The sequence below is a fragment of the Paenibacillus sp. LC231 genome, from assembly GCF_001860525.1.
Classification (GTDB): domain Bacteria; phylum Bacillota; class Bacilli; order Paenibacillales; family Paenibacillaceae; genus Paenibacillus_AQ.
Genome location: NZ_JFOM01000053.1, coordinates 175,923 through 200,988, shown reverse-complemented (window position 1 = coordinate 200,988; position 25,066 = coordinate 175,923). Strand labels below are relative to the sequence as shown.

At 51.0% G+C, this 25,066-nt stretch carries 19 protein-coding genes; 11 read left to right on the top strand and 8 right to left on the bottom strand.

Annotated elements, in window-relative coordinates; translation table 11 throughout:
• Positions 1-19 precede the first annotated feature (19 nt).
• Both AK95_RS35390 and AK95_RS28180 read right to left on the bottom strand, forming a co-directional pair.
• The gene (locus AK95_RS35390) at positions 20-931 is read right to left on the bottom strand and encodes a cupin domain-containing protein (RefSeq protein ID WP_071223226.1); all 912 of its coding nucleotides are present in this window, start codon (positions 929-931) and stop codon (positions 20-22) included.
• Between the two features lie 157 nt (positions 932-1,088).
• Positions 1,089-2,258, bottom strand: coding sequence for an MFS transporter (locus tag AK95_RS28180; RefSeq protein WP_071223379.1), 1,170 nt, complete (start codon positions 2,256-2,258; stop codon positions 1,089-1,091).
• Between the two features lie 200 nt (positions 2,259-2,458).
• On the opposite strand from AK95_RS28180, the gene AK95_RS28175 reads away from it, so the two are divergent.
• The 5 genes from AK95_RS28175 to AK95_RS28155 all read left to right on the top strand — a co-directional run bounded on the left by AK95_RS28175 (position 2,459) and on the right by AK95_RS28155 (position 9,022).
• Positions 2,459-2,803, top strand: a complete 345-nt coding sequence (locus AK95_RS28175; RefSeq protein WP_071223225.1) for a winged helix-turn-helix transcriptional regulator — start codon at positions 2,459-2,461, stop codon at positions 2,801-2,803.
• A 146-nt stretch (positions 2,804-2,949) separates the two neighbouring features.
• On the top strand, positions 2,950-5,223 hold the full coding sequence (locus AK95_RS28170; RefSeq protein WP_071223224.1) for a helix-turn-helix domain-containing protein: 2,274 nt from the start codon (positions 2,950-2,952) through the stop codon (positions 5,221-5,223).
• 331 nt (positions 5,224-5,554) lie between these two features.
• Positions 5,555-7,171, top strand: coding sequence for an ABC transporter substrate-binding protein (locus AK95_RS28165; protein WP_071223223.1), 1,617 nt, complete (start codon positions 5,555-5,557; stop codon positions 7,169-7,171).
• 10 nt (positions 7,172-7,181) lie between these two features.
• Positions 7,182-8,093: an ABC transporter permease gene (locus tag AK95_RS28160; protein ID WP_071223222.1), complete on the top strand. Its 912-nt coding sequence runs from the start codon at positions 7,182-7,184 to the stop codon at positions 8,091-8,093.
• On the top strand, positions 8,093-9,022 hold the full coding sequence (locus tag AK95_RS28155; RefSeq protein ID WP_071223221.1) for a carbohydrate ABC transporter permease: 930 nt from the start codon (positions 8,093-8,095) through the stop codon (positions 9,020-9,022). The genes AK95_RS28160 and AK95_RS28155 overlap by 1 nt, the downstream gene beginning before the upstream one ends.
• A 190-nt stretch (positions 9,023-9,212) precedes the next feature.
• On the opposite strand, the gene AK95_RS28150 is transcribed toward AK95_RS28155, so the two are convergent.
• Positions 9,213-9,569 (bottom strand): VOC family protein, encoded by a 357-nt coding sequence (locus AK95_RS28150; protein WP_071223220.1) that lies wholly within the window; start codon positions 9,567-9,569, stop codon positions 9,213-9,215.
• 193 nt (positions 9,570-9,762) lie between these two features.
• Between AK95_RS28150 and AK95_RS28145 the strand changes: the two genes are divergently transcribed.
• Positions 9,763-10,278, top strand: a complete 516-nt coding sequence (locus AK95_RS28145) for a TetR/AcrR family transcriptional regulator (RefSeq protein WP_071223219.1) — start codon at positions 9,763-9,765, stop codon at positions 10,276-10,278.
• 55 nt (positions 10,279-10,333) lie between these two features.
• Here AK95_RS28145 and AK95_RS28140 read toward each other — a convergent pair whose 3' ends face one another.
• Positions 10,334-11,221 (bottom strand): LysR family transcriptional regulator, encoded by an 888-nt coding sequence (locus AK95_RS28140; protein ID WP_071223218.1) that lies wholly within the window; start codon positions 11,219-11,221, stop codon positions 10,334-10,336.
• Between the two features lie 130 nt (positions 11,222-11,351).
• Here AK95_RS28140 and AK95_RS28135 point away from each other — a divergent pair, with 130 nt between their 5' ends.
• Positions 11,352-12,032 carry an O-methyltransferase gene (locus AK95_RS28135; protein WP_071223217.1) on the top strand — a complete coding sequence of 227 codons (681 nt, stop codon included), beginning with the start codon at positions 11,352-11,354 and terminating at the stop codon, positions 12,030-12,032.
• A 163-nt stretch (positions 12,033-12,195) separates the two neighbouring features.
• Here AK95_RS28135 and AK95_RS28130 read toward each other — a convergent pair whose 3' ends face one another.
• From AK95_RS28130 to AK95_RS28115, 4 genes are all read right to left on the bottom strand, one after another.
• Positions 12,196-15,336, bottom strand: coding sequence for a hybrid sensor histidine kinase/response regulator (locus tag AK95_RS28130; protein ID WP_071223216.1), 3,141 nt, complete (start codon positions 15,334-15,336; stop codon positions 12,196-12,198).
• A gap of 265 nt (positions 15,337-15,601) precedes the next feature.
• Positions 15,602-18,769: an MMPL family transporter gene (locus tag AK95_RS28125; protein WP_071223215.1), complete on the bottom strand. Its 3,168-nt coding sequence runs from the start codon at positions 18,767-18,769 to the stop codon at positions 15,602-15,604.
• On the bottom strand, positions 18,766-19,218 hold the full coding sequence (locus AK95_RS28120) for a MarR family winged helix-turn-helix transcriptional regulator (RefSeq protein WP_071223214.1): 453 nt from the start codon (positions 19,216-19,218) through the stop codon (positions 18,766-18,768). Before AK95_RS28120 ends, AK95_RS28125 begins: the two co-directional genes overlap by 4 nt.
• 188 nt (positions 19,219-19,406) lie before the next feature.
• Complete coding sequence (locus AK95_RS28115) at positions 19,407-20,600, bottom strand: oxalate decarboxylase family bicupin (protein WP_071223213.1); 1,194 nt, start codon at positions 20,598-20,600, stop codon at positions 19,407-19,409.
• Positions 20,601-20,841: 241 nt separating this feature from the next.
• On the opposite strand from AK95_RS28115, the gene AK95_RS28110 reads away from it, so the two are divergent.
• From AK95_RS28110 to AK95_RS28095, 4 genes are all read left to right on the top strand, one after another.
• Positions 20,842-22,230, top strand: coding sequence for a four-carbon acid sugar kinase family protein (locus AK95_RS28110; protein WP_071223212.1), 1,389 nt, complete (start codon positions 20,842-20,844; stop codon positions 22,228-22,230).
• 21 nt (positions 22,231-22,251) lie between these two features.
• Positions 22,252-22,908, top strand: coding sequence for a GntR family transcriptional regulator (locus tag AK95_RS28105; RefSeq protein WP_071223211.1), 657 nt, complete (start codon positions 22,252-22,254; stop codon positions 22,906-22,908).
• Positions 22,909-22,962: 54 nt separating this feature from the next.
• Positions 22,963-23,985: a zinc-dependent alcohol dehydrogenase gene (locus AK95_RS28100; RefSeq protein ID WP_071223210.1), complete on the top strand. Its 1,023-nt coding sequence runs from the start codon at positions 22,963-22,965 to the stop codon at positions 23,983-23,985.
• A gap of 78 nt (positions 23,986-24,063) precedes the next feature.
• A complete protein-coding gene (locus AK95_RS28095) occupies positions 24,064-25,050 on the top strand; it encodes a TRAP transporter substrate-binding protein (protein ID WP_071223209.1) in 987 nt (328 codons plus the stop codon).
• Positions 25,051-25,066 lie beyond the last annotated feature (16 nt).

The window sequence follows — 25,066 nt, the reverse complement described above, 5'->3', positions numbered from 1 at the left end:
ATTATCACCAGAGGATTGATTAGAATTGGTCCCAGCCATTTCCAATTAACTGGCGCTGCAAAAATGGCAGCTGACGCTGCTGTTGAATGAACTGCTGACGCTGCTGTTCTTGTAATTGCTTTTGCGAACGGAATTGCTCTTGTGAATGAGGTGGTGACAACGGCGGTTCAGCAGCATATGCTCCATGCTGGGGTTGATCCTGAGCCTCAAATTGCTGCTGGAACAACTGTTGCTGTTGTTGCCGCTGAAATTGCAGCTGCTGTTGCTGGAATTGCTGTTGCTGCTGTTGAAGAAGCTCATAGTCCCGATTACCAGAGTTTTCTTGATGGTAATAGTGCTGATTATGATGTGACGCAGGCTGTTGATGCTTCATCTGCCCTTGCACTTGCCCCTGCTGCGGGCAGTTTTTGGGCGGACCGATGACAACCGTATCGGTAATCGGTGCCAGGGTGTCTTTGACTTTGTCTTCATCCAGGCAGTACGTGTGCGCGAGCACGCTGGCTGGCGTCAATCGCAAGAGATCGGAGCCTGCAATGAATTCAGGCACCGGTGCGTCAAAGACCGCGATCAGGTGCGTGTTGTCAACCGTCGCCATTTCATAATGCCACCAGCCTTGCGGGACTAAGGCTACTTGACCGGGCGTTACCTTGAAGTTCAGCAGCTCCTTCGTGAACGGATTGACCATGGAGACGATGGCTGCGCCTGAGATGACATACACCAGCTCGGATGCATTCTGGTGGATATGCGGCTCCACCACATTGCCTGTGCTGAGGTGAATATCCAGCAGGGAGGCGTTCCCAAGCGTGTTCAATTCTTTTACGGAGAGTGAATAGATGAAATTCTGATTGTCTTTCTTGAATGTTTGATTGTTTCTCAGATCATAAGTATAGCGAACAGATGGAGAGGTGAAATCCATATAAGAGACTGCCACTGTGATTCCTGCCCTTCATAATGTAATAGGCGTTTGACCCATAAAATACGGTATTCCCGTAGGTAAGCATACGTGAGCCCATTTTTGGAACCAGCAGCATGCAAGCCACCCTTGGCAGGGTGGCTTGGGCAAATTTCATATGGTGGAGCAGGTGAGGTCAGACCGACTTCAGAACCAGCGTCTTCCGCCCTGCTGAGAAGCTGACCAGTCCTGCGGCCAGGCCAAGCGCGAGCACGAATCCACCGAGCCATGGGTGATACTGAAGCGTGGATGTCGTATTGACCATGAAGCCTCCTGCACCCGCGCCTGCGGCTAACCCGAGATGGACAATGGAGGTGTTTAAGCTGAGGATCAGATTGGAAGAGCCCGGTGCTTGCTGGATAAAATAACTCTGAACGGCCGGACCCGCCGCAAACATGGACAGCACCATGATTCCCATCAGCACGAGTCCTATGAACGATTGACCGGCGAGCAGCGGAAGAAGCGCGAATACCGCGATATGAATGAGCGTGCTGAGCGTAATCACTTTCGCAGGGCCAAACCGGTCGACCCCATATCCGCCGAGCCTCGAGCCGATCGCTCCAAAAAGTCCAAAGCCAAGCATTATGATACTGATTCCTGATGGCGCGATATGGAAAATATCCTGGATAAATGGCGTAACATACGTAAACAGTACCGAGTTGCCGGATTCCCGGAAGAACGTAAGCAGCAGCGCGCTCACGATTAAGACACTTCCCAGCACTTTGAATTGCTGGTAAAAGGGAACAGGAGCGTCTCCTTCAACGTCCGGCAGGAGTCTAGTAAGGACAAAAGTGACCAACAGACTGAGCAGAGCCAACAGCAGAAAGATCGATTGCCAGTTCAGCAGATTCGTGATCCATATTCCGATCGGAACGCCCAGCACCATAGCGCTGCTAAAACCAAGCACGATGGTACCGATGGCACGGCCTAACTTATCCGGGGGTACCAGCTTGGCTGCTGTGCCCATTGCGGCTACGAGATACACCCCTGAGCTTACCCCCAGGATGACCCGGGAGCCCATGAGCATCCAGACTTCGGTGCTGAAATAGGAAACGAGACTGCCGGCAATGAACAGCAGAAGAGAGCCGAGCAGCACTCTTTTACGGTTGAATCGAGCGGTGAGCGAGACCAGAAACGGGGTTCCGATCGCAAAAGCAAGCGAATACGCGGTAATCAGCTGGCCGGCAAAGGCCAAAGAAATATGAAGATCGTCTGCGATCGCATACAGAATACCCGAGACGACCAGTTCCGAGGTGGCAGTAAGAAAAACCCCAAGTGCCAATAAATATATCGTAAATCGATTCATATCCATTTCATCCCTTCGTTAGAAGATCAATACCCTCTGCGATCATGGCTAGCACATGCCGCAATCGGGTTGGTATAACTTGAAATCTCTTTGTGTTTGTATTATAAGTAAGACGCATATATTATGTAAGAAGGCAAAGTATTTGGATATTATCCAATCATTTTGACTAACTTACGATTAGTTAGCGATGGGGTGAGATCGTGGAACCTGTTAGAGAAGAGCTGCAGGAAACGCCGGCGTTCAATCATATTTGTTCAGTGCTGCAAATTCTCGGAGCCAAATGGGCGTTTCTAGTCATTGCGCAATTAGCCCAAGGACCGAAACGGTTTAATCAGCTTCACCGGGATGCAGCCATCATCAAGACGCAATCCTTAACGGATGTGCTGCGGCATTTGGAAGGCAGCGGGATCGTAAGACGCGAGGTATTTCCTACCGTTCCGGTCTCCGTGGAATATTCATTGACCGACAAGGGATTGGACTTCCTGGATTCTTTGAAGGAGATGGAGAAGTGGGCCGAAAAATGGGGAGTGGAACAATCCTCATGACTGCTGCAACAACTATAGTACACATATCAAAAAACTCATTTCCGATGATGTATAACAGGAAATGAGTTTTCTTTTTTTTGAAAATTACGTATTCTTATAGATAACATTTTCAGATTTGGTTCGAAGGATAGGGAGGTGGTCACCGCTTGCGAATCCATAAGATTAACCTGCTGACAAAATTGTTGATTTCCTATTTGCTTGTACTGATGTTTCCCGTGATCGTCATCCTGTGCTATTACTATCCTTATTCGGCAGAAGTGGTGAAAGAGAAGGAAATGGACTGGAATGCGCATATTACGGAGCAGTTCATGACATCGATGGATACGTTTACAAGATATGTGTACAATTTACCGTTTGAGCTGGTGCAGAACCGGGAGTTCAAGATGTATAAGGCGGAGGAAAGCGACTACCAGCGGGTGCTTATTGCCAATGAGATGAAAAAATACAATGCAACCGATGCGTTTATTTACAACACCTTGCTGTATGTGAAGAACATCGGTTATTTGTTTTCCAAAACTGGAAGCGCATACAGTCTGGACGACCTCTCCATTCCGGGTGTTGGTTACTATTATGAAGACTGGGCCCACGAAGATATGATCCAGACTCTGAACGATCTTCATTCTCCCGTCGTGAGGCCTGTGGAGAATGTGGTCGTGCCCGGCAATAACCGGGTCAGAATGCTGACCTTCGTGCAGCCGCTGCCGGTAGGGGGCTCGAATTCCCCCGGGGCCGTCATGATCATGGTCAGGGAGGATACGATTGTCCGGATGATGAAATCCGTTTCGGAAACCTACAGCGGCGATTTTTTTGTGTTAGACGGCCAGGGAAGGCGATTGGTATCCTCCAATGATACGTCATACCAATCTTCCGATGATTTCAAGAAGCTTGTGCATCGCTTAGGGGAAGAGTCAGTTTCCTCTTCGGGTATTCATACCATCAGCGGATCGGACTATCTGGTATCGTCCTCGGTATCGGATAAGAATGGCTGGAAATACGTAAGTTTGCTGCCGGTATCTAAGTCCCTGCAGGGCATTCGGACGATTCAGCTGAATACGGCTATCTTGGTCGGGCTGATTCTGCTGCTTGAAGTGTTCATCATCTATGTATCCATCCGGAAGAACTACCAGCCGATCCGCCGTCTGGTTGATCTCGCCGTACATGTGTTTGAACCACTGGAGCGAAAACCGATGAACGAGATTGATACGATTAAGTATACGTTGGAGGAGCTTTCGCAGGCTAACAGCAAGCTGGACGAGCATGTGAGGGGATCTTTGCCGATTATGCGGGACAACCTGCTGTTTGAGCTGGTGAGTGGGCATATTCCTGACTGGGATAACTTTGAACAGGAAGCCCGCAGGGTCGGCATCCGGTTTCATCACGATAACTATACGGTTGCCGTGTTGTGCTGCGAAGCGGATGGAGCAGGGCTGGACAAGATATTGGCTTGCTGCCGGGATTACGAGGGACTGCTGCCTGATGATGCCCAAGGCTACTTCTTCAAGAGCATCTATCAGCAGGAATTGATCCTGGTGTGCTCCCATACAGCCGATTTCCCTATCAAATCCTGCGTAGAGCGGCTTCAGGATGAAATATTGGAGCGTACGGGCCAACAGACTGCGATTGGCATCGGCAAGTCTAGCGCAGCCCAATCGCCGGTGGACCTCCATCTCTCCTACCTGCAGGCGCTCCGCACAGCGGAGTTTCTTCGTATCCGGAAGAACGGGACCGTGCTGATCTTTGATAACCTCGAGATCCCCCAAACCGGAGCCGTCTCCTATTTTGCCGAAATCCTGCAATCCCTCGAGCTTGCGATCCTTAAGAACGATGCGGCCATGCTGGCCTCTTTGGCGGAGCGGATGATCGGTTACTTAAGCAGTGACAGCCTGCCGCCGCATATGATACGGAGCGTGTATCTCAATACGGTTACCGTCATCTTCAACGGCCTCCAGCGGTTCCGTCATGACGACCAGAGCCTGCTTCGGCTCACCGAGGCGGCATTTAACCACCGTTATACGCTGGAGCAGATGATCGGGATTATCAGGGAGAGTTATGCCAAGCTGTGCGAGATGATCAGCGAAACGCTCCCCGTGTCCCGTACGGCAACGCAGGAAGAGATTCTGTCCCTCATAGCGGAGAAAGGAATGGATCCAAACTGCTCGCTGCAGATGATGGCCGATTATTTTGATATGTCGGTCTCCAACTTCAGCCATCACTTTAAGAAAACGATGGGGCAAAATTTCAAAGAGTATATCGATCAGCTTCGCATCCAAAAATCCATTCAGCTTCTACGGGACAGCGAGGAGACCCTCGAATCCATTTCCCAACAGGTCGGATACACCAACACCTCGAGTTTTATCCGTTCCTTCAAAAAGATGGTGGGTACGACCCCCGGACAATATCGAAATACGCATAAAGCATAAAACGAAGACCGCTGATGCTGGACAAAGCAGCTTACAGCGGTCTTTTGTCAAACCTTTTCGTTGTAAGCTTCTTGTGCAGGCGCATTCGTGAAGCTGAGCAGCTTCATTTTTTGAACATATACAATATTTGAATTCCCTGTAGCGATCCGGACTGGTTGCGCTTTTAACTGCTTTGTTATAAGCGCTTTCAAAAAATGAAGATGCTTTAAAAACTGTCCGTTTACGGGGCTCTTCCCCTCCGTTTAGAGTGAAATGTGTCCCAAGGCAAGGCCAATACATGGCCGCATACCCCCATGGACCAGACCAACAAACGAAACCAGGAGGTAGTGGAATGAAGAAAAGGGTAAACGTTTTCATCTCGCTCGTCGCCATCACAGCCATGTTGTTAACAGGATGCAGCGGGGCCGGAGGTGACACGAACGAGTCAGCCGAAACACCCGGGGATCAAACAGGCAAAAAAGTAAAGCTCACCGCCATCATTACCAAGCATCCGCTCACGAAGCCGCTGGCCGAAATGGAGTGGCTGCAAAAGGTTGAGGAGACGGCGGGCGTAGACATCGAATGGCAGGAGATTACCGCGGATTGGGGACAGAAGAAAGGGACGATGCTGGCCAGCGGCGATATTCCGGATCTGTTCATCGGGCCGAACGTCATTACGGATGCGGACTTTGCGCAATTCCAGGGCTTATTCCAGGATATGTCCGGCATGCTGGAACAGGCACCCAACGTACAGAACATGTTTAATGAAAAGCCGGATACGAAAGTGATTGCAACGCAGTCGGACGGCAAAATCTATGGTCTCCCGAAATATCAGCGGTTCTGGCCCGCTACCGCCAGCAGGCAGTTTATTAACCAGCAGTGGCTGGATCAACTGGGCCTGAGCATGCCGACCACATGGGATGAGCTGTATGAAGTCCTGGTTGCCTTCAAAGAGAAGGACGCCAACGGGAACGGCGATCCGAATGACGAGATTCCGATGGATTGGCCGGGAGGCATCGGCGGATATTTTAACCCGGCGGTGCTCCTGGGCAGCATGGGCATTACGCTGACGGACGGCAGCGGACAGGGCTATTTTGTGGAAGACGGTCAAGTGAAGAACTTCCTGACGGATGAACGGTACAAAACGATGGTTGTGTTTCTGAACAAATTGTACAAGGCGGGGTTGATTAACCCGGAAGTATTCACGCATGATTATACGAAATTTCAATCCATCGCCCGCGGGGAAGGGGATACGGCCAAGGTCGGCTTTACCTGGGGATGGGTGGCGTCCGACCGGTTCGGCGAGCAGCTGGCACCGCAGTATGCTTCCATGCCGCCGATGAAGGTGTCGGCAGATTATGCAGGGAAGCTGTCCTGGAGCTACGATCATTACTCCCTGAATTATGGCACCAACCATATCGTCATGTCCGCCAAGACCAAGAACAAGGAAGCGGCCATGAAATTCATCAACGAGCTTTATGCGCCCGAGGTGGGCATGCAGGTGCTGTTCGGATCCCTCGGACCGAATATTAAAGATAACGGAGACGGTACATATGCCGTTCTGCCTCCGGCCGATGCCAAGATGGATCCGGGCACATGGAAATGGACCTCGACGATGGCGGACCACGGCGCATTTTATATCCCCGATACCTTAGAGCTGACGCTTGGCACCGATATGCAGGAGGTGCTGGGTCAATCGGAGCCGCTGGAGGCGGCCTTGGACGTGGATCCCGATAAAGACGTGTTCCCCGGGATGTTCATCAAGTATTCCACCATGGACAATAACGCCATGAGCCTGAACAACACCAACGTGATGAATCTGGCGGAATCCAGCTTTGCCAAATGGGTGACCAAGGGCGGCGTGGAAGCCGAATGGGACACGTACATCAAGGAAAGCGAGAAGGCAGGCTTGAAGCAGAATCTAGAGATTATGCAAAAGTATTACGACGAGTACATGAATCAAAACTAGGAGGGAGGATATGGAATCCCGTAAAAGACAGAACACCTTTAGACGAGATTATCAGCTGTGGATTATGATTTTTCCGGCTATTATCGTCATCCTGCTGTTTAACTATATCCCGATGTACGGCATCCAGCTTGCTTTTCGGGACTACGATTTCAGCAAAGGCTTGACCGGCGGCGAGTGGCGAGGGCTTGCTTACTTTCAGCAATTCATCGACAGTTACCTGTTCACGGATTTGATGCGGAACACGTTTCTGATCAGTCTGGCCACGATTGTGCTTGGCTTTCCGGCTCCGATCATATTGGCCCTCATCCTTAACCAGATCCGCAGAAAAAGAATGAAGCAGCTGATGCAGACCACCGTATACCTGCCCCATTTCATATCCATTATCGTGCTGGTCGGCATGCTGAATGTGCTGCTGTCCTCCGAAACCGGAGTTGTCGGTCACTTCATGAAGGCGGTGGGGCTGGGACATATCAATCTGTTGGCCTCCACCTCGACCTTTATTCCGGTTTATGTGCTCTCCGACATCTGGCAGCACTGCGGCTGGAACAGCATTATCTATCTTGCAGCCTTGTCCACCGTGGATCCCCAGCTGTATGATGCCGCCAAAATCGATGGGGCCAGCCGATGGCAGACGATCCGGTTTGTCGACATTCCTGCCCTCATTCCGACCATCATCATCCTGTTTATCCTCAGCATGGGGAATATCCTCGGGACCGGCTTCGAGAAAATATTTCTGATGCAGAATTCGCTGAACCTTCCCGTCTCGGAGGTCATTGCCACCTACGTCTATAAAATCGGGATCATCTCCAATCAATTCAGCTTGGCTTCGGCCATCGGTTTGTTTAACACGCTCATCAATTTCGTATTCTTGTATGCGATGAACACGATCTCGAAGAGAATGTCGGAAACGAGCCTATTCTAATGATCGGGGAAGGAGAAACGGTTGTGGAACATGAACATACGAGAACACGTTTAAACGGTAAGGAGTTAGCGTTTAAGATCACATTGGGTTTTCTGTGCAGTATCATTTTTCTGCTGATCGCCTATCCGCTGTACTTTATCATCATTGCATCGTTCAGCGACTCAACGCTCGTATCGACGGGGAAGGTCCTGTTTATCCCCAAAAATATCAGTTTTTTCGGTTACCAGGAGATTTTCAAAGATATGCGGATTTGGACCGGATATCGGAATACGCTGTTTTATACGGTGTTCGGGACCTTGGTTAACATGCTGTTCACGCTTCCGGCAGCTTATGTGCTATCCAGAAAGGAATTCCGCGCCAGACGGCTCATTATGTTTGTTTTCGTGATCACGATGTTTTTCAACGGCGGGCTGATTCCCACCTATTTGTTGATGAAGGGACTTAGTCTGACGAACACCATCTGGGTGTTTATTCTCCCCTTCTCCGTGAATGTGTTTTATTTGATCATTGCTCGGACCTTTTTTGAGAACTCACTGCCGCAGGAGCTGCATGAGGCGGCTGTCATGGACGGCTGCTCCCATTTTACCTTTTTCTTTAAAGTGGCCTTGCCGCTGTCCAAAGCGTTGGTATCCGTCATCGGACTCTATTATTTGGTGGGGCACTGGAATGATTTCTTCACCGCGCTGATCTATATCCGGGACACGAAGCTTCAGCCGCTGCAAATCGTTCTGCGGGATATTCTGCTGTCAAACCAGGTGTTCTCGAGCGGTGCCGGAACAGGAGGGGATGCAGGGGGGTATGCGCAGCGATATGCCGACCAGATCAAGTACGGGGTCATTATTGTATCGACGCTTCCGATTCTGCTCATTTATCCGTTTATGCAAAAATATTTCGAGAAAGGCGTCATGATCGGCTCCATTAAAGGTTAACACGTTCGGTAAATTTACTAATCAAGCTTCAGAGGAGTAGACAAAGAATAGGGACAGTCCCGAAAGATCCAGGATCTGGCGGGACGTCCCTATTTGATTCTTGTTGTTACTGCAGGATATGAAGCCGATGGATATTGGCGTTTGCCGCCGTCACACGCAAGAGGCAGGGGTGCCAGCGGCGCAAATGGGATCAGGATTCATGGAGGCTTTCATCCGTAAAGTAGATTCCGTTGCCGGAATCATCCTTGGCACTCAACCAGAGGCCGTCCGGAGTTTCACCCGGTTCGCCGATAAATTGCAGCTTGCCGGGATTGTTCTCGTATATTTCCCGAACAGATGGCACGAGAAAAACAGGTCCGGCTGCATCCGGGCCTCCTTCCGAGACTTGTTCAACCATCAATTCAACGTCGGTACCGGGAAGCTTGAAGGCGACCGTGTAATCTCCTTCGCGCCATGATTCTTCCAAACCGAGCGTGTCACGATAGAGGGTCTTGCCTGTCTTGATATCTTTGACCGGAACAAAATAAAAAATAACGTTTCCTTCCATGTTCTCACCTCGAAATAAAGTATAGTTTCGTGATGCAAGATAATTGGGTTATATTTAACATAACCGAGTTATGTTGTATAATCAAGCTGTTTTTTTTAGAAGTGACTATTCACAGCTATCAAGATTATATCTCTTAAAGTGCTGCTATGTTAGAATTTAGATATCTTTACATGAACGTTTCGGAGGGAGTTACATGAGTCATATACCTATACCGGGTACCACGCAGCACAAACTCATACAGGCAGGATTGAAGCGTTTTGCCGAGATGGGATACCACAAAGCGGAAGTTGACGACATTGCTGCCGATGCCGGAGTGACCGTGGGAGCTCTTTATCATCATTACAAATCCAAAAAGAAGTTTTACGGCTTGCTTCGGGATGACGTAATACTTCGAATATTGGATCGCATGGAAGCTGTTGCCGATGCAGCCCCTCCCGATCAGCGCCTGAAATCGGCTCTATTGACCGCTTACGACAGCATGATTCGCCTTAAAACGGGGCGATTGCTGTCTGAGCCTGATCCCCGTAAAGGAGACAATCCCGTTGCCCGTTATCTCGGTCAACTGGCCGCAGCATCAGGAGAAGAGGCTGGCGAAGAATTGGGCATCATTCTGGCGGAGGCATTGCGTGCCGCGTTTGCGCAAGTCGTGGAACATGACGGCAGTGAGGCTGCCATGAGGTCGGTACTAAACAGATTGTTAACGTCATGAACGGGATGTTTTGGTTATCCTTCACATTAATATGGCAATGAAATGTAACGGTTACTTATGACTGATTCCGAATCATATCCACGAAGTTCATGGCGGCAGCAGATAACGGTTCATGCTTCCGGGTGCAGACCGCTATGATATTTTGAAGCTCGATTCCATCGACAAAGACCCGGCTTAGTTCGCCGCGCTCCACATACTCTCGTACAACGAGTGAGGACACAAAGTTTGCACCGTATCCGGCAATGACGGCCATAATCGCTTCGTGCAGACCATTGAATTGCAGCGTAATCCGCGGGGAAGGCGCGCTATGGGTACGGCATAAGGCAAATAAACGTTCTCGCGTTGAACTGCCTTCCTCCCGCATAACAAAAGGCTCTCTCATCATCTCTTCCAGGGAGATACGCTGATTGGCATAGCGGTGATCGGGGGATACGACAAACCATAACTCATCCCGGAACAGCTCCTCGATCTGTATCGTATTCGGAGATTCCTCTGGCAGACCGCCGTATATCGCAAGGTCGACATTCATATGTAACAGCTGCTTAAGTGCATCGCTTGAATTCGTGGTGGTTATGCTCATTTCTACTTCTTCGTATCGCTGCTTGTATTTCGCAAGCCAGGCAGGCAGAAGAAAATGGGAAGGAAGATAGGTAGCCGCCATGCGGATCAGTCCCCTCGAGCCGCTGCGGTAATCCAGGCAGAATTGTTCAATCTGCTGCTCGACGGAGAAGAGTCTTTTGGCAAGCGGAACGAGCTCGGCTCCGGCCGCCGTCAATCCGATGCCTCTGCCCTGCGGCTTGAACAGAGTAAGGGAGAGCTCCTTCTCGAATTTTTTAATCTGGGCTGTTATGGCGGGTTGGCTTATATTCAACAATTCAGCAGCACGGGTAACACTGCCCGTTGTAGCGATAACGTGAAAGAGCCGTAATGCGTGTAAATTCATGAGTGCCGCACTCCTATCCATTCATATATTTAAGTTATATAAGTCCTTTAAATATATATTATATCTATAACAATAAATCACATACAATGATTTTGTAAGATCCATATGGAGAATAAGGGAGGAAGCGGGCATGAAAAAGAAGGATGATGCAGCTGCGACTTGGGATAAAGTAGACGATTACATCACAGAACATTTGATTCCTTATGATGAGGTTTTGGAGAGGGTCTTAGCTGCAAATCGGGAGGCCGGATTGCCGGAGATTGATGTATCCAGGGCTCAAGGGAAGCTGCTGAACCTCATCGTTCAGATCAAGGGTGCGAAACGAATTTTGGAGATTGGTACGCTGGGAGGTTACAGTACGATCTGGATGGCTAGAGCGCTTGGGGATGGGGGGCGGCTGATTTCACTGGAGCTCGATCCGCATCATGCCGAGATTGCCACATCCAATATTGCGTTGGCCGGACTGGAGGATCGGGTGGAAATCCGGGTAGGCGATGCTGTGCTGCAGCTGGAGCAGCTGGCCAAGGAGAAGGTGGAGCCGTTCGATCTGATCTTCATTGATGCCGATAAACCCAACAATCCGAATTATTTGAAGTGGGCGTTACAGTTCTCACGGCCGGGCACCGTCATGATTAGCGATAATGTGATCCGGAATGGAGAAGTGATCGATCATCACAGCACAGACCCTCGGGTGCACGGTATCCGCAAATTCATGGATATGCTGTCCGCCATCTCCGCGATTTCCGGCACGGCGATTCAAACGGTGGGAAGTAAGGGGTATGACGGGTTTTATATCGGAGTTGTATCGTAAGCTGCTAGACTGGAGCATCGTTCCATTTGCGGCGATCTGTATCGGGTTTATGGCAGAAGGAAAGAGACCACGCAGCAATCGGATCCGTCTGTATTTGAAAAAAAGGAGGGTGTCCCAAGATCTTAGATCTGGCGGGATACCCTCCTATTGCTGTTAAGAGACGCTATTGCTCCGGATCGGGAATGACAAAAGATACGCTTGTGCCTTCATGGACCTCGCTTTGAATGGAAAGACCGCTCCCATACGTCTGAATCAATCTGCGATTCGTATTGTACAGGCCAATTCCTCTTTTGTCCTCTCGCGGAGCATCCAGCAAACCCTGTACCTTTTCTCTGCTCATTCCCATGCCGTTATCCTTGACCTGAATCAGCGTGGAAAGCTCCTGACGTTCAATACGAATGTGTACGGTTCCGCCCTTAGCGATTTGCATAATACCGTGCTGTACGGCATTCTCAACCAGAGGCTGAATTGTTAATGGAGGAAGCAGGAGGTGAATGTCCTGATCCACGTTCCATATGACATGGAGCCTGTTGCCATGTCGCTCCTGCTCAACGTACAAATATGCGCGTACAAGTTCGAGTTCTTCCGATAGTGAGACAAATTTGCCGGAGTTTTGATATTGAAAACTGATTTGCAGGTATGAACTAAAGGCCTCGTTAAGTTTTCGCATTCTTTCCACATCAATTTCACTCAATGCGTGGATTGAATTCAAAGTGTTGAACAAAAAATGCGGGTGGATTTGAGCTTGCAGATAGGCGGCTTCCATACGCAGACGCTCGTTCACGGACTGCTTTAATGTAATCAATGACTGAATACGGTATTTAAGCTCCATCGGATCCACTGGTTTCGTGACATAATCGTTGGCACCCGCCCGAAACCCCGCATACATGTCGGAGGGCTCGCTACGCGCCGTCAGCAGAAGCACAGGGAGCTCGGAAGGGGAATACCGTTCTCTTATCTTCCGTGTCAGCTCGTAACCGGAAATCTGCGGCATCATGACATCAGCGATTACCAAATCCCATGGCCTCGTTCCGAGCAATTCCAGCGCTTCTCCGGCCGAAGTTGTTAATTGCAGGTGGTAAGGTTCAGACATCAATATACTCGCAAGCACTCGCAAATTTACAAGGTTATCGTCAACGGCTAGGATGTTCATCTGCTCTTCCGCTGACGGGATTTCTGCGGTTTGGAGCGGCTGGTCATTCAGGTCGTTCCGGCTTGCCGCCATTTCTTCATAAGCCTCGAGCCGAACAGCCGATAGGTTCGGGGCCATCTCTACGTCAGTCGAATCCGCCAAAGGCAGCGTGAATGTAAACGTCGAACCCTTTCCGATTTCGGAGTGAACCGTCATCCAGCCGCCATGAAGCTCTACTAATTCTCTGCTGATGCTAAGGCCCAAACCTATGCCGTTGGTGTCGCCGTATCCGGGATTGCCTTGTTCGTATGGCAGAAATACCCGCTGCTGTGTTTCCTGATCCATTCCCGTTCCCGTATCCGTTACCTTGATGAACATATGCCCGTTCTTGGCGTTGGCCGTTACGGCAATGATTCCTTCCTCGGTATGTTTGATGGCATTATGCAATAAATTCATGAGGATTTGCACAAGCCTCTTTTCATCCGCCATAACGAGAGGGAGGGCTTCGGATGTGTCTATATCCATTTTCAACTGCACAGCTTTTCCTTCGAGCAAATACTTCAGGATATCGATAACGCCATTTACGATAGAGGGAAGGGATAGCGGCTCGGCATGCAGTACGATTCGCTTTTCCCTCAGCCTTACGGCGTCCAGTAGATCATTCAGCAAATGCGACATCTGGCGTCCAACCTTAACAAGGAGCTTCATATCCTCCGCACTTCGATTGTCCATATTATGCTGTTCCCTGTCTGAGACGCTCTGGGCGATATTCATGATCCCGTGCAGCGGCGTTCGCAGCTCATGTGACGTCTGGGCCAGAAACCGGTCTTTCATTTTGTCCGCTTTCTGCAATTCGCGGTTGAGCTTGCTGATTTTATCGACGTTGCGGAAATAACGCTTAAACCAATAGGCAGAGAAACCGATGATGGCCGCGATGACATCAACGGGGTAATACACTTTTGGAAGTTCCTGATATTTATGGAGTGCTCCCCAAATAACACTGGAGAAAACGCCGCTGGCTGCCAAGAGCAGAAAGATCGCGTCATCCCGGCTTGCAGCCACCATTCTCCCGAACATATATATAGAGAAGATAATTGGCAATAAATAATGAATGGCAAAAACTTTGTATTCCACCGTCCAGAAAATAAGAGAAGCAGGCGCGATTGCAATAAATCCGGAATATAGAAAAAGGGAAACGCCATATGCGGTAAACCATCGGCTGCGGGTCTTTATGGTGAAACTTCTGGTCATCTTCAATATGAAAAAAGATAGCCAGGAATAAGACAATATGGAGATTTTAAGATCCCAATCGTAATTGATGGACAGCCATTTCAGCAGTAAATCGTCATCTGACACTACAATCGTCACAGATGCGGTGAGAAGCAGCAGAAAAAAATCAAGAAGCGTCCATTCCCGCGGATTGAATAAGAACAGGATGCAGGAATACAGACTGTGAAGGATGAGCACAACGAATGTAATGAGCTGAAGATCGATGGAAAGTCCGCGTTCATCATGGATGGCTTGGCTGGATCCCAGCTTGATGGAATTTACAATTCCGCCTTGGTGTGGATGCTCATGGTTGGCCACGCGTATAATCAAATCGATGTCTTGTGTGTGTTTAGCGGGAGCGTAATCGACAACGAAGGGACTTCGAGCCGGTGAATAGTTGTCTTTGCCGTCCTCTCCGGTGTTGCCCATCTCTCCCATCTTAAGGCCGTTTATCTCGACACTCGCCGAAGCCTGAATCTGCTGGATCCAGAACGAAAGGGGAGCGGTTAAGGATGGATCGACCAGAATACGAAGCCGATAGGTTCCGGTACCATAGGCAGATCCAGATCCGGTTTCCTTCGTTTGGCTCCCCCGCCAATTTCCCGGAACCTGCACATAGCGATGCTGCGGATTGGTTTGCTCCAGCTCTTGTTTTGTGGCAAGCATGTCAGGATAGAACTCCCATTCTCCATCCAATGTTATGGATTTGGAATGAATGAGGTCCCAGCTGCGTAAATCGAGCACCCCTTGGGAAGCTTTCGGATGGTGGGGAGGAACGAAGGCCTCGATCCAATACCACCGAAGGCTGAGGAGCACGGACAGAAAAACAGCAACTGCCAATATATACTGAAGAATCTTTTTAGTTTGAATGCGATAGGTATGGTTTTCAGGTCGTGTTGGCACGGTTCACGTTCCCTTTTAGGTTTGGTATGGTTGAAATCCGAGAATTCTTCTTCTTAATATACGAGAAAATGCGACGATCGTATAGCTATTCCCCATCAAAAAGCATTCGCTCGGTTCTTTGGTAATCGTCCCAAGTACTCACGGATAAGATTTCCACTCACTTTTATTGAAATGGCATAGAAAATAACCGCCTTTTTACCTGTCATGAATCAGGAAAAAGACGGTTATGTTGATCATTGTTAGATTGGGGTCATCCTTGTAAGGGCTACATTCCTACGTCATGTCCGGAAGGGCTCTTTGCTTCCTGCTCCTTCGGGGTGAACGGCCACCAGTTAGCCCTGCCGAAGATACGGACCATCACCGGTACGAAGAATGGCAGGAACAGGAGTGCGTAGAGCACAAGTCCAACCAGGACAACCGTTGCGATCTGCATCATGGACAGTACGCCGGACGGATACATCGCCGCAAAGGTACCGCCAAGAATGACTACCGCGGACAGGATCACAGTACCCATGTTGCGCATGGCATGAAGAATGGCATCCTGAACGTTCCAGGACTTGTTCTCGTTGAAACGCGCCATTAGGAAGATGCTGTAATCGACCCCAAGCGCGATCAGCATGACAAAGCTGAAGAACGGCGTGGCCCAAGTAATGCCGGAATACCCGAAGCCGTGGACGAAGATCATCTCCGTAACGCCGACGGCCGTAAAGTATGTGATGACCAGTGAAACAATCAGATAGATCGGCATCACAATGGAGCGCAGCAGCACGACCAGGATAATGAAGATTCCGCTCAGCATGAGAATTACGGTACGCGTATAATCTTCATTCGATATGTTCTGCAAATCGTTGTTCGTGCTGGTAATGCCGCTGATGGCAACCTCGGCATTCTCCAATTTCGTATCTTTTACTGCGCGATCTACAGCGGATTGAATCTGTTCGACGCTGCCCAGCGCCTCTTCGCTGTACGGATTGGTTGCCAGAACCACATCCAGCGTCATTACTTTGCGGTCATCGCTGAGATAGGTATCGAATACCGTCTGGAACTCTTCATTCTCAAGGGCTTCCTGCGGAATGAAGAACCCGCTGAGCTCTTCATCCTGAACATCCTGGATCTGCTGCAGATAATCCTGTGCGGAATGCAGTCCGTCCGAAATTTGCTTCAACCCGTCCGCGCTGGCGTTCAGTCCTTCCGTTAGTTCGCCGATCTGGCCGGTTAGATCGCCAAAGCCGTCGGCAAGCTGCTTCTGGCCGCCCTGCAGCTGGTCCAGACCGCCTGTAATGGAAGGGATTTGGCTCACGATCTGTCCTTGCCCGTTAGCTGCCTGCGAAAGGCCGGATTGAAGCTCGGCGATACCGGAAACAAGCTGCTGAAGACCGTTGGCAAGCGCCGTTTGCCCGGCGGCTGCCTTAGCGTAGCCGGCATTGGCTTCCGATAAGCCGGCTGACGCGCCTTTAAGCTGCTCGGCGATTTGTCCTAACCCTGCTGCCAGCTCGGCTGTGCCTGCGGCTGTTTGTGTAACGGTACCTTTGATGGTTTGATAGTCGGCATCCTGAATGAGTTCCGGGTGGTTGCTCTCCAGTCCCGTGAAGGAGCCTTCAAGTCCACTCAGGGCAGCCGCAACGCCGGCCAGCTGTTCTTTAAGTCCGGCAACGCCGCCTTCAAGAGCTGCTAATCCGGTATCAAGCTGTTTATAACCTTGGAGCAGCTGGGCATGAGCTGCAGCTAACTCTTTCGCGCTTTTCGCAGCCTGGGCAAGCCCTGCTTTGAGTTCGCCTGCGCCTGCGCTGCCGCTCTGGATTCCTTTTTGGATAGCGCTGAGGCCTTGGCCAAGCTCCGTGATGCCGTCCTTGAGGTCGGCGGTTCCCTTGGTCAGCTCCTTGGCTCCCGCTGCGGCTTCATTCAGCATCGGCGTATTCTCGCTGAGCTGCTTGCCTGCTTTGGATAGTCCATTCTGAATCTGGGTCAGTCCGTCTTTGGACTCTCCCAATCCTTCATTTAACGTTTTCACTTGAGTCGGAATGAGGAAATCGTTGATTTGCTCGCCGGTTGGCCGGGAGAGCCCGCGTACGCTGGACACGCCATCAACCTTTTCCACTTCCCGACTGATTTTTTCCGCGAGTCCCATGTATTCCGCCGTATCCATGCGGTCATCGTTCTTGATTACGATGGTGGATGGCAGCGATTGTCCGGGGCCGAAGCTGTCCGAAATAATGTTAAAGCCCTTGACCGAAGCGTAACTTGGCCCGATTTCCTCCAGGCTGTTAAACGACAGCTTGCCGCTGTACGTAGCCAGGAAAGGGGCCACGATAACGGCTACGACAAGCAATGCAGCCCAAGGACGCTTAAGGGAGAAGGAACCTGCCGCTCCCCAAAGCTTGTTTTCGCTATGCTCCAGCTTGCCGCGTGACGGCCAGAAGAGCTTCTTGCCCAGCACCGCCATGAAGAACGGAACGACGGTAACCAATGCCAGAAGCATAACGGCGATGCCGATGGCAACCGCAACCGCGGATTTGTACAGAATGAATTTGGATAACCCGATGGCTGCAAAGCCGACAAATACGGCAAGCCCGGAATAAATCACGGTGCCGCCGGCTTTTCGGTAAGTCTCGATGATCGCCGTCTTGGTATCCTCCGACGTGGTAAGTTCTTCCTTAAACCGGCTGATCAGCAGGATGCAGTAGTCGGTCCCGATCCCGAACATGACGGCCACCATAAAGATCTGAGTGAAGGTCGATATCGGGAAGTTGAACTGGTCCACGAGAAAAGAAACGACCGACTGTGACACGATATAACTGAGCCCCACGGTCAACAGCGGGACGAACGGTGCCACGAAGGAACGGAATACAACGAACAGAATGAGCAGAATAAAGACAACTGTAATATATTCCGTTTTCTTCAGGCCTTCCTCGGAGCTGACGATGGTATCTTCATTAATGAGGCCTTCGCTTGTCAGGTAATGATCGGCTTGAACGCCTTCCAGCACCTGATCGACCTTCTGGGGCAGCTCTTTCACGGCTTCCTGGCCGCCGCTGACCTGAAGCGCGACCATGATGGTCTTGCCGTCTTTGGCTATCAGCGTGTCTTCCAGCTCCGTTTGTGTGAACGGTTCATTGATAGAATCGATATGGAGACTTTCTTTGTTATCGTTTAAAGCTTGAACGCCCTCCCGGATGCTCTCCTTATCCGATTCGCTTAACCCATCGGGTTTATTGAAGACGAGTGCAACCTGGTGCAGGGTTTCCCCGCCCTCGCCGCCGGAGGCTTCCTTGAGAATTTCCGCCGCGCGCGAAGAGGTATAACCGTCCGGTACGGATAATTGCCCTTTCTCCCGCACCAGATCCGACATGGACGGCGCGAACAGAAACAGCACAACTGCGGCAGCCAGCCACAGCACGATAATGGCCCATCTTGCTTTCAGTATAGCTTTCAATTCTTTCTCCCCCCTGATTCAAACATCAATTGCCCCAGTTTCTCGAACATCGAGATAAACATTTCGATATCTTTTTCTTCAAAATGCTGCAGGTAAGGGGAGACGATCTCCCTCATCTGTTCCTGGGCAGATTCAAAAATCGTATGTCCGTATTCCGTCAATGTCAGATACACCAGCCTGCGATCTGCTTCGTCCCGGGTCCTGTCGATAATGCCGGCATCCACGAGACGGTTGACGATAGCCGTAACCGAGCTTTTGCCAACCGCGAGAGCTTCTGCCAGATAGGATGAAGTACAGTGATCCGTGCCGTTGATCAAGCGTACCACTTGAAACTGGTCACTGGTCAGATCCTCGCCGAGCTGCTCTCGAATCTGGGCGTTGATCCGCCTCGATACAAGCAGATAGACATCGACATACCGGTCGATCCACTGCTTTGCCTTGTCGTTCAATGATAGTTCTCCTCTCAAATAGTTCACGTATGAAATAGTTTCATTAATGAACTATATGGCAGAAGGAAAGAAAAGTCAATATCCGCATGACGGCACATAACAAGCCTTGGAATAAAATCCTCGGGCAGGTGGTTGTATGGAGTTAATTCTACAGATCAATGTCCTCGACCAAGCGGGGAGGCGGGAACTTACCTCGGGTAATACGAATATCCCGGGTATTTCACGACGGGCCACTTTTCTTTGCGCAAAGCATCGGTGACTTCGTTTCCGATTTTCAGGTTATCCTGGGTCAGATTCCGAGGGGTCAAGGCCATCCACTGATTCAAGGAGATATCCTCGAACCGGTCGCTTCTGAACATCTCCAGAAACCACAAGGTTTCCGTACCCGTGTTCTGTATGTAGTGGCCGAAGGCAAATGGTACATAACCGACATCGCCGGCTCTGTAATCGAAGGTCCGCGCCGCTCCATTGCCGGCGAATACGGTCATTCGTCCTTGTCCGGTCAAGTAATACTGCCACTCGTCCTGATTCGGATGCCAGTGTAGCTCCCGCATAGCGCCCGGTTTGATCTCGACAAGCGCGGCTGCTACGGTTTTGGAGATCGGAAAATTGCTGGAATCCACGATTCTTACGCTCCCGCCGGGGGTTATGAACGGTTCTTGCGCCAGCAGCCGATGCTTGAAACTCAGAGGCACCTTCCCGTAAGGAGACTGGACCTCTTGGCTTTTGAGCGAACCTGGCACCTGATCCTGAAAAATATAAACCTGTTCCTTCGGGATATGGCTAAACGCGTTCTCCGGAACGCCGAAGTTGGCGGACAGCACATCCTTTGGCGTGTGGGCAAACCAGTCAGAGATCGATAGGGTATTCAGGTCTGAGAAGTGGCCGTCATCGAAAACCAGCAGGAATTCACAGCCTTCCTCGAGTCCCTGGATCGAGTGGGGGAGACCGGCCGGAAAATACCACAGATCGCCAGGCCCCACATCTGCGATGAAATTTCTGCCGCTTGCATCCATGGCCGTAATTCTGGCGCTGCCCCAGATCATATAGGCCCACTCCGCCTGCTGATGCCAATGAAGCTCCCGGACGCCGCCGGGCGTAAGGCTCATATTCACGCCAGCCAGCGTGGTTGCAATCGGGAGGTCCCGTACCGTAATTTCCCGCGACCAGCCGCCATGATTTAGCTGCATATGCGTGTCGGAGAACGACATTTTCAGATTGGGCATCAAGCCTGCATCTGTGGCCGGGGGCACAAGCATGTCGGGATTCTCGATATCCCTCATCACATCCCGCGGGCCATAGTCCGGCCCGCCTGCTCCGTCGCTGCGTATCGGCTGGGGTACGCGGTTGTCATTTCCTCTGTTCCGGTTCTGATCCTCCATGAATCGATATCTCCCTCTCTAGGTTTTTTGCGTAACATATCCGGTTAAACGGCTATCCATAATGGTTATGAGCCATCGCTTGGCTAATATGTTGAGGAATGCGAGGTCAGTCAAAGACGGTTTTCGCAATGATATTTCTCATGTCAAAACGAAAAGGTGGTTGACATTTGAAAGCGCTGCAAATACAATAGGTTTCAAATAGATCTATGATAGATCTATCATAGATTCGGGAGGGACAACCATGAACCACAATGAGCTGCTGCTTGCTTTCTATGGCGATGACTTTACTGGTTCAACGGATGCGATGGAGGCGCTGGCCCGAAGTGGTTACCGCACGGTATTGTTTCTGGAAGCTCCTTCGCTTGATCGGCTGAAGAAGTTTGAAGGCATCCGTTGCATCGGGGTGGCAGGTACAAGCCGAGCCAAATCTCCGGAGGATATGGAGGCCGAGCTCCGGCCGGTATTTGAGAAGCTGTCCATGAGCGGCGCGCCGCTCGTCCACTATAAGACATGTTCCACCTTCGACTCTTCGCCTGAGGTTGGCAGTGTCGGCCACGCGATTGGGGTGGCAAGAGACTATTTTCCAGATCAGGTGACGGTTCCGCTGCTGGTCGGCGCCCCCCGCCTTGGACGTTATACGCTGTTCGGCCAGCATTTTGCGAAAATGCATGATACGGTGTACCGTCTGGATCGGCATCCCGTCATGTCGCAGCACCCTTCCACGCCGATGCATGAGGCGGATCTGCGTCTTCATCTTGCGCAGCAGACGGAGGATTCCATAACTTTAATGGATATTGTAGAACTGGATGGAGACAAGGATACGGTTCTTCACCGATATCGTGATAAACTGGGGGAGAAGCCGGGAATTCTGCTGTTTGATGCCTTGGATGAGGACAGGCTCAAGCGGTGCGGCCAGCTGATTCAGGACAAACCCGAAGGGGCGGGGGCATTTGTTGTCGGGTCGTCCGGCGTCGAATACGCTTTGGCTGCCCATTGGGATGAGCTCGGACTTGCTTCTCCTTCGTCGGAGAATAACAAACCTGGTGCGACCATTCGGCCAACCGATGCCATTCTGGTAGTGTCCGGGAGTGCTTCACCGGTCAGTCAGCTTCAGATTGAGCGTGCGATAGCCGAAGGGTATCACGGCATGCGTATTACGCCGGCCATGATCGGGGGTACAGATGATGCTGCCCGGCTGGGGCTTGTCCAGCAAGCGGTGGATAAGCTCCAAGAAGGACAAAGCGTGGTGCTCTACACGGCGCTGGGCCCAGAGGATGAAGCGATCGGTGAGACACGAACACGGTTGAAGACTATGGGACTATCCCGAGCGGAAGCGGGCGAGTACATCGGCAGAAGCCTCGGGAAATTAACCAAGCATGTCATGGATCAAGCCGGGCTGCGCCGAATTGTCATTGCTGGGGGAGACACCTCCGGTTTTGTCACCAGCGAGATGGGTGCTTACGGGTTGGAGATGATATGGGACGTATCCCCGGGAGCACCGCTGTGCAAGGTATATTCGGACGACGCAAGCCTGGACGGCCTGGAATTGGCTCTTAAGGGCGGACAGCTGGGATCGCCGGATTATTTTATCAAAGTGCGTGATGCCGGTTTTCCTGAACCGGATCAATAGCCAAGATAGGAGAATACACGAATGACGATGGATAAAAGCAAAGGGGCAGCTTCTTCTCTTCTGTTAAAAGATGTGGCCTATAACGAGATTAAGGAAAGCATTCTGAACGAGAAATTCGAGCCGGGTCGATTCTTGTCCGAGCGAGAATTGATTGAGCTGCTGGGAATGAGCAAGACGCCGATCAAAGCGGCGTTGACACGGCTGGAGACAGAGGGCTTTGTCACCGTTTCTTCGAAGCAGGGCATCATCATCAATGATCTATCCGTGAACCGGATTGTAGACATATACGATCTGCGGATTGCGCTGGAGACGTTCAACTGCCAGCAGATCGAATCCAGACTCACGCCTGAGCAGGAGAAGGAGCTGGAGGGCAATCTTGCCGAAACTGCCGACATCGTCAGCCGGCTTGATGTCAAAAATTTCGCTCAAGCCGACCATGATTTTCACTTGATCATTTGCGAATGTACGGGCAACCAGGAAATACACCGGGTGCTGCTGAACTACCATGATCATCTGCAGCGAATCACCCGCCGGCATTTGCGGAAGGATCCGCACCGGATGGAGAAGTTCCTGGAGGATCACTGGAAGATCTATGAGGCGCTCAAGACCGGCAAGGAGAGCAGCGCCGAGGTGATGCGCAAGCATTTGCAGGAATCGAAGCAAGCGCTTTTTATATAACAGAGAGATACGGGATCAGACCGCCATCTTGAATGACTACAAGGGGGAGAGACAATGAAGGCTGTATATGTGGAGGATGCGTACAAAGTTGTCGTTAAAGACGTGGACGTACCGGAGATCGGGGCAGGGGAGGTTCTGATCCGGGTCAAAGCCGCCGGCATTTGCGGATCGGATATTCATACCTACAAGGGACTGCACTTGTTCCGGAAGCCGCCCGTCATTATCGGCCACGAAGTGTCTGGCGAAATCGTGAAGGTGGGTAAGGACGTCACATCCTTTCAGATTGGTGATCGGGTAACCGTGGAGCCTCAGGTCGGCTGCGGCAAATGCGATTACTGCTTGACGGGCAGAACGAATTATTGCGCCGAGCGGGGAGCGCCGGGCTTGAAGGGCTGGTATGGCTCGATGGCCGAGTACTTTGCTGCGCCGGAAGCATGCGTATTCAAACTGCCGGATCAGCTGGATCATGAGCTGGGTGTGCTGGTAGAGCCCTTCGCGGTAGGGGTCCATGCGGTACGCAAGGCCGGGATCGAAGTCGGAGACAAGGTCGCTATTCTCGGTGCCGGACCGATCGGTCTGCTCGCCATGACGGCTGCGAAGGCTGCCGGCGCTACAACGCTCATGGTGACGGACGTCATGGATTATGCGCTTGAATCCGCCAAAGAGATGGGGGCTACCCACACTTTGAACATTCGCGGCAAGGGACGCTGGACTGAGGAAGCGAAGGTGGAAATTGCCGGCGAATTCGATAAGGTACTGATTGCAGCCGGGGTTCCCGGGATCGTGGATGATGCCCTTGCCTTGCTTCGCAAAGGCGGCCGCTGCGTAACAATAGCCATGTTCCATGGCACGCAAACCTTCGATATCGTGAATCTGCAGCAGACCGAGAAGGAAATTGTCGGCTGCATGACGTACACGCGTGAGGATACCATTTCCGCCATCGATTTGTTAGCAAGCGGAGCGGTGGACGTCAAAGCCGTCATATCCCATCGACTGTCTTATGAAGATGCCGCAGAAGGATTCCGCCTGGTAGACAAGAAGGAAGACGCTTCCTTGAAGGTCATCGTCACCTTTTAATTATCAACATTTCCCCGCAGCTTCTGCTTCTGGTGGCGGAGGCTGCAGGAACTTCATATCAGATTGGGGGAACGACAAATGTGGAAAAGACTCGCAGTTGTCATGGTGGCTGCACTACTCATTGTAAGCGCTTTATTTATGACAAAGCCGAATACGGATGAGGGCCCGATCAAGCTGAGGCTCGGTCACATAACGGGCGAATCCGATCCGTGGCATCTGGGCGCGCTTAAATTTGCGGAATTGGTGAAGGAGAAAACGGGCGGTGAGATCGAGGTAGAGGTGTATGCCAGCTCGATGCTCGGGAATGACCGAGACCTGATCGAAGGGATGCAGATCGGATCGGTGGATTTTGCCCTGCCGGCGGGCGTATTATCGAATTTCTACAGCCCTTATGCCATTTTGGAGCTGCCGTATTTGTTCCGGGACAAGCAGCATTTGGAGAACGTGCTCTATGGGGATGTCGGTAATGAACTGAAGCAGAGCCTGCTGGATAATGCCGAGGTCCGCGGTCTGGAGTTCTGGATGAGAACCCCGCGCGAGCTGACTGCCAACAAAAAGATTGAAACGCCAAACGATCTGCACGGCTTGAAAATCCGCGTGCCGGAGATTCCGGCTTCCATTGCGGCTTGGGAAGCAATGGGGGCGACACCGACGCCAATGGCCTTTGGCGAAGTCTATTCATCGCTGCAAACCGGGGTTATTGACGCACAGGAGAATCCGGTTGCTTTTACAGCCAGCTCCAAGATTCAGGAAGTCCAGAAGTATATGATGATGACCGATCATGTATACGGTTACGTGATGCTCGCGATGAGTGAAGTGACGTATCAACGCTTGAATGAGTCTCAGCGTCAAGCTATTGAAGAAGCGGCCAAAGAAGCGACGGAATACGAGAATCAGCTGGTCTTTGAACAAGAAGAGCAGATTATCAATGAGCTTAAAGAATTCGGTACGGAGTTCGTGGAAGTGGATAAGGGGCCGTTCGAGGCTGCAGCTAAATCGGTACATGAACGCTTTGCCAACATGTACGGAAGAGAGCTGTACGACAAAATCATCAACACGCCATAACCATTTTTTCTTCTAG